The following is an 8578-nucleotide window of genomic DNA, read 5'->3' as shown; positions in this document are numbered from 1 at the left end:
TGGTGGCTCGGGACGGAATCGAACCGCCGACACGGGGATTTTCAATCCCCTGCTCTACCAACTGAGCTACCGAGCCATCGCTGTCGCGAGCCGCGCATGATACTTGGCCTGCGCAGGGCGGGCAAGGCTTGGCAGGGTCGGGGCTGCTCAGACCGGGCAGGCGGTGGGCGTGCGCGGGCGCTGGCTGCGCGGTCGGCCAATGTTGTTGACGATGACCTGATCGAGCAGGTGGCCGCTGTGTCCACAGATCGAGATCGTCAAGTTGGTTCCTGCGCTGGAACCGTCGGCGTGGTAGCGCAATTGGCGGCGTCCGCCGCTGCTGGCGATGCGGAGTGAGCCGGCGTCCGTGCGCAGGTCCGTGCGCAGAATTTCGTCCCCCGGATCGGGTTGGCGGTTGCGGTTCTGGTCGATGAACAGCAGCCAGCCGCCGCTCCAGTCGGTGTCGTTGGTGCAGGTGCGCCCGTCGCGGCTTGGGCACAGGACGGCGGAACGGTTGTAGGTGATGGCGGCCGTCCGCGCCAGCGCCATGTGCGATTGCAACGACTCGACTGCCGCCGTTGCGCGGTGGTGTTCGATCATGCCGGCAAACGGGCCGAGGGCGATGCTGGCCAGGATTCCGAGGACGGCCGTGGCAACGGTCAGTTCGATGAAGGTGAATCCTGCTTGCACGATGCGCATGGCGTGGCTCCCGATGGCGTGCGGTCAGACTAGGCAGCGGGGCGCTTGCCTGCGATCGGCGGGTGCCGCATCGGGGCATGGGAATACGCGCCGGACACGGTTCGGAAAAATCCGGGGTCCGGGCCGGATGCGGCATCGCGTTAAACTTCCCTGTTGCAGGCGAAGAACCCGAATGAGCTCAGCAGTCCCCGCCGACGTCGAACTGGCCACGCATTCCGAGCGCTTCGAACTGGTGGCGCCCTATCAGCCTGCCGGCGACCAGCCGCAGGCGATCGAAAAACTGGTGGCCGGCTTCGAGAACGGCCTGTCCAGGCAGGTGCTGCTGGGCGTCACCGGTTCGGGCAAGACCTTCACCGTGGCCAATCTGGTGCAGCGCGTGCAGAAGCCGACTCTGGTGATGGCACCGAACAAGACGCTGGCGGCGCAGCTGTACGGCGAGTTCAAGGCGTTCTTCCCGCACAACGCGGTCGAGTACTTCGTCAGCTACTACGACTACTACCAGCCGGAAGCCTACGTGCCGTCGACGGACACCTTCATCGAGAAGGACAGTTCGATCAACGACCACATCGAGCAGATGCGGCTGGCGGCAACCAAGGCGTTGCTGTCGCGCCGCGACACGATCGTGGTGGCTTCGGTGTCGGCGATCTACGGCCTCGGCGCGCCGGAAGACTATCTGGCGATGCGCCTGATCCTGTCGCGCGGCGAGCGCATCGACCAGCGCGAACTGCTGCGCCACTTGACGACACTGCAGTACGCCCGCAACGAGATGGTGCTGGACCGCGGCAGCTTCCGCGTGCGTGGCGAAACCGTGGACGTGTTTCCGGCCGAATCCGACCTGGAAGCGCTGCGGATCGAATTGTTCGACGGCGAGATCGAGCAGCTGTCGATGTTCGACCCGCTCACCGGCCAGATCCTGCGCAAGTTGCCGCGCTATGTGGTCTATCCCAAGACCCACTACGCCACGCCGCGCGAGCGCACGCTGGCGGCCATCGACACCATCAAGGACGAGCTGCGCGAGCGGCAGGAACAGCTGTATTCGGCGAACAAGCTGGTGGAAGTGCAGCGGTTGAGCCAGCGCACCCGATTCGATCTGGAGATGATGGCCGAGGTCGGCTACTGCAGCGGGATCGAAAACTATTCACGCCACCTTACCGGGCGCAAGCCGGGCGAGCCGCCGCCGACGCTGTTCGACTACCTGCCCGCCGACGCGTTGCTGGTGGTAGACGAATCGCACGTCACCATTCCGCAGATCGGCGCGATGTACAAGGGCGATCGTTCGCGCAAGGAAACGCTCGTGGAATTCGGATTCCGGCTGCCGTCGGCGCTGGACAACCGGCCGCTGAAATTCGAGGAATGGGAGGCGCGTGCGCCGCGCAGCGTCTATGTGTCCGCCACGCCCGGGCCTTACGAACTGCGCGAAGCCGGGGACGAGATCACCGAACTGGTGGTGCGCCCGACCGGGCTGGTCGATCCCGAGGTCGAAATCCGCCCGGTGGCGACCCAAGTCGACGACCTTCTGGGGGAGATCCACGACCGCGTGGCGCTCGGCGACCGCGTGCTGGTGACGGTGCTCACCAAGCGGATGGCGGAAAACCTGACCGAGTATCTCGGCGAGCACGGCGTCAAGGTGCGCTACCTGCACTCGGACGTCGAGACCGTCGAGCGCGTCGAGATCATCCGCGACCTGCGGCTGGGCGTGTTCGACGTGCTGGTCGGCATCAACCTGCTGCGCGAAGGGCTGGACATGCCGGAAGTGTCGCTGGTGGCCATCCTCGACGCCGACAAGGAAGGCTTCCTGCGCAGCACCGGCTCGCTGATCCAGACCATCGGCCGCGCCGCCCGCAACCTGCGCGGCAAGGCGATCCTGTACGCCGATTCCGTCACCCGGTCGATGCGCGCGGCGCTGGACGAGACCGAGCGTCGCCGCAACAGGCAGCTCGCCTACAACGCCGAGCACGGCATCATTCCGCAGTCGGTGCAGCGCGCGGTGCGCGACGTGATGGAAGGTGCGCGGCCGGAGCCGGGCGAACTGAAGGGTCGCGGCAAGACGCGCCGCGTGGCCGAGCCGGAGCAGGACTACCTGCGCCTGCCCCCGCAGCAGCAGGAGGCGCACATCAAGGCGCTGGAACAGAAGATGCACCAGCATGCCCGCGACCTCGAGTTCGAGGAGGCCGCTCGGGTGCGCGACCTGATCCGCAAGCTGCGCGAGGCGGCCTTGTAAGGCCTCTCCTTCAAGGGGAGGATTGGGTGGGGATGGTGTTTCCACCCATCGCCAACGCCTCCGCGATGATTCCGACCATTCGCTGATTGGTGGCCGCGTCCTTCACCGCGATCCGGAACGTCCAGGGATCGATGCGGGTGCCGAAGTTGTCGAGGCTGCGCAGGAACATTTTCCGGTGGCGGCAGCGTTCGATCAACCAGCACGCGGTGATCGATCGATCCCGCAGCGAGCACAGCAGGAAGTTCGCCTGACCGCCGAGGGTCTCGATGCCGATGCCGTCCAGCAGGGTCGATAGCCGTTCGCGTAGCCGGCGCGTTTCGGCCCAGCGGCCGGCGTAGTAGTCCGGATTGCGCAGCGCGCCGATCACCGCCATCTGGGTCGGCAGTCCCAGCACCCACGGCGGCGTGACCCGCCGCACCTGTGCAATCAGCTCACTGTCGCCGCACAGGTAGGCCGCGCGCAGCCCCGAGAGCCCGTAGCATTTGGACAGCGACTTGCAGACCACGATCCGCTGCCGCGCCGCCGCCAGCGGTTCCAGCGTCATCGCCGGATCGACATAGTCGACGTAGGTTTCGTCGATCCACAGATGCGTGTTCGGGTGCAGGGCATCGAGCAGCGATACCAGCTCGGTGTGCCGCAAGGTCGTGCCGGTCGGGCTGTTCGGATTCACCAGGAAGATCCAGTCGTGGCCCCTGGCGAACTCGGCGCGCAGCGCGTCGAGATCGACGGCGTAGCGGTCTTCCTCCCTGAGCATGAAGCGCTGCGGCGTGCAGCCGATCACCTGCTCGAGGATGTGCCCGTACTCGCCATAGGTGGGATCCAGCGTCAGCACGCGGCTGTGCGGCGTCACCCACAGGCGGATCGCACGAAACATCAGGTCGGAGGAGCCGGCGCCGAGGACGTAGTGCGCTTCGGGCAGGCCGCGGTACTCCGACAGCGTGGCGAGCACGCCGTCGGCGTGGGTGGGCGGCGAGGTCCGGAAACTCCAGCCGGCGTGGCGGGTGCGGGTGCCGTCTGGCCGCTCGCACTCTCGCTTGTCCATGCCCGTGGAGACACGCTACAATTCGCGGCCCCTCCGGGGGATTGATGGGCGGTTAGCTCAGCGGTAGAGCACTACCTTGACATGGTAGGGGTCACAGGTTCGAACCCTGTACCGCCCACCACGCGCAAATCGCGCGTGGCGACGAACGAATGAATGAAGGTGGCCCGCGGCAACGCCGGCCGAGCGTGCGACATGGACACTACCCATCGCCCCGATTGAATCCTGCCGACGCATTCGCGCCCATTCGCCTGTGGGCTTCGGGAAAGCGCCTCGGCGCTTTTTTGTTTTCCGCACGTTGAAATCGCGAAAACGCTTCCCGTTCCGAAAGCCCTTCGCCCTGTCATTCCCCGGCCACGTTTATCGGCCCATGCATCCTGAATCGCCATGATCAACATCACGCTCCCCGACGGCGCCGTGCGTCAGTACGACCATCCCCTGACCGTGGCCGAGGTGGCCGCGTCGATCGGCGCCGGCCTGGCCAAGGCCACGCTTGCCGGCAAGGTTGACGACAAACTGGTGGATGCCAGCCACGTCATCGACCGTGACGCCTCGCTTGCCATCGTCACCGACAAGTCGCCGGAGGCGCTGGACATCCTGCGCCACTCCACCGCGCATCTGCTGGCGCAGGCCGTGCAGCGCCTGTTCCCCGGCGCGCAGGTGACGATCGGGCCGGTGGTCGAGAATGGCTTCTATTACGACTTCGCCTACGAGCGTCCGTTCACGCCCGAGGACTTGCCGGCGATCGAGGCGGAGATGCACAAGATCGTCAAGGAAGCGCTGCCACTGAACCGCAGCGTGAAATCGCGCGACGACGCCATCGCCTTCTTCAAGGGCATCGGCGAGGATTACAAGGCCGCGATCATCGAAAGCATCCCGGCCGATCAGACCCTGTCGCTCTACACCCAGGGCGAGTTCACCGATCTTTGCCGCGGCCCGCACGTGCCCGGCACCGACCGCCTGCGCAGCTTCAAGCTGATGAAGGTGGCCGGCGCCTACTGGCGCGGCGACCACAACAACGCGATGCTCAGCCGCATCTACGGCACCGCCTGGCTCAACGACAAGGACCTCAAGGCCTACGTCCACATGCTGGAAGAAGCCGAGAAGCGCGACCATCGCCGGATCGGCAAGCAGCAGGACCTGTTCCACCTGCAGGAAGAAGCGCCCGGGCTGGTGTTCTGGCACCCCAAGGGCTGGAGCGTGTGGCAGGCGGTCGAGCAGTACATGCGCAAGGTCTATCGCGACACCGGCTACGGCGAGGTGCGCTGCCCGCAGATCCTCGACGTCGAACTGTGGAAGAAGTCGGGGCACTGGGACAACTACAAGGAGAACATGTTCTTCACCGAGTCCGAGAAGCGCACCTACGCGGTCAAGCCGATGAACTGCCCGGGCCATGTGCAGGTGTTCAAGCAGGGTCTGCGCAGCTACCGCGATCTGCCGATCCGCTACGGCGAGTTCGGCAGCTGCCATCGCAACGAGCCGTCCGGCGCGCTGCATGGCATCCTGCGCGTGCGCGGCTTCACCCAGGACGATGGCCACATCTTCTGCACCGAAGACCAGATCGAATCGGAAGTGACCGCCTTCCACGCCCAGGCGATGAAGGTCTACGCCGATTTCGGCTTCTCCGACGTGCGGATCAAACTGGCGCTGCGGCCGGAGCCGAGGCTGGGCGACGACGCCACCTGGGACAAGGCCGAGGAGTCCCTGCGCAGCGCGCTGCGCGCGGCCGGCGTGGAGTGGGAGGAACTACCGGGCGAGGGCGCCTTCTACGGCCCGAAGATCGAATACCACCTGCGCGACGCGATCGGCCGCACCTGGCAGCTGGGCACCATGCAGGTCGATTTCATGATGCCGGGCCGGCTCGGCGCCGAATATGTCGACGAGCACAGCCAGAAGCGGCATCCGGTGATGCTGCATCGGGCCATCGTCGGTTCGATGGAGCGTTTCATCGGCATCTTGATCGAGCATCACGCCGGCCTGCTGCCAGCCTGGCTGGCGCCGGTGCAGGCGGTGGTGATGAACATCACCGACGCCCAGGCCGACGCCGCCGATGCCGTCCGGAAAACCCTTTCCGATCAAGGATTCCGAGTGATTTCCGATTTGCGGAACGAAAAGATCGGCTATAAAATCCGCGAGCACACGCTGCAGCGCGTTCCGTACCTGCTGGTGATCGGGGATCGCGAGAAGGAAAACGGCACGCTGTCGGTGCGCACGCGGGGTGGGGAGGACCTCGGCAGCTTGTCCGTCGATGCCTTCGTCACACGTTTGCGTGAAGAGAGCGTCGGCTGAAGCCGCGTTTGACGAAAACCGGTCGTCGATTCCGGAATCGGCGGCCAATCTGCCCGCAAGGGCTCACGTTTGGAGACAGCCACAATCAGTACCACCGACTCGAAGCAGAATCGCCGCAACCATGAAATCCGTGTCCCACGCGTGCGTGTGATCGGCAGCGACGGCGAGATGATCGGCGTACTTTCGCGTGACGAAGCCTTGAGCATGGCTGAGGACGAGGAACTCGACCTCGTCGAGATCCAGCCGAATGCCGATCCGCCGGTCTGCAAGATCATGGATTTCGGCAAGTTCAAGTTCGAGCAGCAGAAGAAGGCCAACGAGGCCAAGAAGAAGACCCGGCAGGTCGAGATCAAGGAAGTCAAGTTCCGCCCGGTGACGGACGAGGGCGACTACCAGATCAAGTTGCGCAAGATGCGCGAGTTCCTCGCCGAGGGCGACAAGATCAAGGTCAACATCCGCTTCCGCGGCCGCGAAATGAGCCATCAGGAGCTGGGGCGGGAGATGGCGACTCGCATCGAAACCGACCTCGGTGACGAAATCCTCATCGAATCGCGCCCGCGCCTGGAAGGGCGGCAGATGGTGATGATGATCGCGCCGAAGAAGAAGTAAGGCTGCAGCCGGTCGCCCATGATGGTGACCGGTGTGGCGGCTGAGCTGGCGACGCGCCGCGAAGCAGACTCCGGCGGAACCCGCCATCCAAGCGAGTATCGGGGAGCGACTTGGCGGGTTCCGCCGGAGTCTGCTTCAAGATTCCGCGCGATTTGAGAATTCGCCGGAAACCCGTCATAATGCTTGGCCCGGTTCGCCGGGTTTGTTGTCGAGCGTTCCCAGGACCCGCTCTGATCCGTTTCGGATCAAGGGCTTACCACCGGCAAGGCAAGGACGGAAAGCGTGGCAAGGCCGAAAGGCCAAGCTGCCGCCTCGGCCAGTTCGTTGATTTCGCAAGGATTCCCAATGCCCAAGATCAAGACCAATCGGGCGGCGGCCAAGCGCTTCCGGAAGACCGCTTCCGGCAAGTACAAGTGCGGCCACGCCAACAAGAGCCACATCCTCACCAAGAAAGCGACCAAGCGGAAGCGCAACCTGCGGCAGACGAACCACGTTCGTGCCGAGGACGCGGGCCGTCTGGACCGCATGCTGCCGTATCTCTGAGGAGGGCTGAACCATGGCACGAGTCAAGCGTGGCGTGATGGCGCGCCGCCGTCACAAGAAAGTTCTCAAGGCTGCCAAGGGCTACTACAACGCCCGCCGCAAGGTCTTCCGCGTCGCCAAGCAGGCGGTGACGAAGGCGCAGCAGTATGCCTACATCGGCCGCAAGCAGAAGAAGCGCCAGTTCCGCTCGCTGTGGATCGCGCGCATCAATGCCGGCGCGCGCGCCAACGGCCTGAGCTACAGCCGCTTCATGAACGGCCTGCTCAAGGCCGGGATCACCCTGGACCGCAAGGTGCTGGCGGATATCGCCGTGCACGACGCCGCCGGGTTTACGGCCCTGACCGAGAAGGCGAAGGGCGCTTTGGCGGCGTAAGCCGTCGATCCACACGAAAGGCGGTATCGATGGCGCAAGCCATCACGACGTGGGGAAGGGCGCGAGTCCTTCCCCATTGTTTTTTTTCAGACTCCCTGCATGCAGGAGCGGACCATGGCCGCGACCGGATATCCGGCAAGGCGGTTGCGACCACGGGCCGTCCTCGAGGCAGGGCAGACAACAAGTAACGCAGGTTCGGGATGGATTGCAAATGAGCGAAATCGAATCGTTGTCCACCCAGGCGCTGGCCGACATCGCCGCCGCTTCCGCGCCGGACGCGCTGGAAGCCCTGCGCGTTGCGCTGCTGGGCAAGAGCGGCAGCGTCACCGCGCAGCTCAAGGCGCTGGGCGCGTTGCCTGCGGACCAGCGCAAGGCGGCTGGCGAGGCGATCAACCGGGCGCGCGATGCCATCGGCGCGGCGCTGACGGCGCGGCGCGCAGCGCTGGAGAGCGCGGCGCTGGAAGCGCGGTTGGCGCAGGAAGCCATCGACGTCACCCTGCCGGGCAGGCGCGCGGAGCGCGGCGGCGTGCATCCGGTCAGCCGCACGCTGGAGCGCATCGTCGACATCTTCGGGCGCCTGGGCTTTGAGCTGGCCGACGGTCCCGAGATCGAGGACGACTGGCACAACTTCGAGGCGCTCAATTTCCCGCCGCACCATCCGGCGCGGGCGATGCACGACACGTTCTATTTCCCGGACGGTCGGCTGCTGCGCACCCACACCTCGGGCGTGCAGATCCGCTACATGCAAGCGCTGCTGGAGGGCGGCGGCGCGCCGCCGCTGCGGATGATCGCCGCCGGCAAGGTCTATCGCAGCGATTCCGACCAG

Annotated in this window: 7 protein-coding genes, 2 tRNA genes and 1 pseudogene; 7 read left to right on the top strand and 3 right to left on the bottom strand. The window is 65.4% G+C overall.

The genetic code is table 11. From position 1 onward, the window contains the following. Positions 1-76: transfer RNA gene (locus Q0X16_RS12225), tRNA-Phe, on the bottom strand. Positions 77-147: 71 nt separating this feature from the next. After that, on the bottom strand, positions 148-678 hold the full coding sequence (locus Q0X16_RS12220) for a GspH/FimT family pseudopilin (protein WP_297834837.1): 531 nt from the start codon (positions 676-678) through the stop codon (positions 148-150). A gap of 172 nt (positions 679-850) precedes the next feature. On the opposite strand from Q0X16_RS12220, the gene uvrB reads away from it, so the two are divergent. Continuing rightward, entirely contained in the window at positions 851-2899 is a 2049-nt protein-coding gene (gene uvrB / locus Q0X16_RS12215; protein ID WP_297834834.1) for an excinuclease ABC subunit UvrB, read from the top strand. Positions 2900-2909: 10 nt separating this feature from the next. Here the strand turns inward: uvrB and Q0X16_RS12210 are convergent, their stop codons facing one another. Beyond that, positions 2910-3941, bottom strand: coding sequence for a histidinol-phosphate transaminase (locus Q0X16_RS12210; protein ID WP_297834831.1), 1032 nt, complete (start codon positions 3939-3941; stop codon positions 2910-2912). A gap of 46 nt (positions 3942-3987) precedes the next feature. Here Q0X16_RS12210 and Q0X16_RS12205 point away from each other — a divergent pair. From Q0X16_RS12205 to Q0X16_RS12180, 6 genes and pseudogenes are all read left to right on the top strand, one after another. Then, positions 3988-4062: transfer RNA gene (locus tag Q0X16_RS12205), tRNA-Val, on the top strand. A 263-nt stretch (positions 4063-4325) separates the two neighbouring features. Then, positions 4326-6227 (top strand): threonine--tRNA ligase, encoded by a 1902-nt coding sequence (gene thrS, locus Q0X16_RS12200; protein WP_297834828.1) that lies wholly within the window; start codon positions 4326-4328, stop codon positions 6225-6227. Between the two features lie 84 nt (positions 6228-6311). Next, positions 6312-6836: a translation initiation factor IF-3 gene (infC, locus tag Q0X16_RS12195; RefSeq protein WP_297834839.1), complete on the top strand. Its 525-nt coding sequence runs from the start codon at positions 6312-6314 to the stop codon at positions 6834-6836. Between the two features lie 345 nt (positions 6837-7181). Continuing rightward, a complete protein-coding gene (gene rpmI / locus Q0X16_RS12190) occupies positions 7182-7379 on the top strand; it encodes a 50S ribosomal protein L35 (protein WP_027083463.1) in 198 nt (65 codons plus the stop codon). 13 nt (positions 7380-7392) lie between these two features. Continuing rightward, on the top strand, positions 7393-7752 hold the full coding sequence (rplT, locus tag Q0X16_RS12185) for a 50S ribosomal protein L20 (RefSeq protein ID WP_297834826.1): 360 nt from the start codon (positions 7393-7395) through the stop codon (positions 7750-7752). Positions 7753-7963: 211 nt separating this feature from the next. Next, positions 7964-8578 (top strand): annotated as a pseudogene (locus Q0X16_RS12180) (phenylalanine--tRNA ligase subunit alpha); the annotation flags it as partial.

Origin of the sequence: Thermomonas sp. (assembly GCF_025993755.1) — a bacterium.
In the GTDB taxonomy this organism is placed as follows: Bacteria; Pseudomonadota; Gammaproteobacteria; order Xanthomonadales; family Xanthomonadaceae; genus Thermomonas.
The sequence above is the reverse complement of the archived record's forward strand: the minus strand, read 5'-3'. Positions and strand labels throughout refer to the sequence as shown.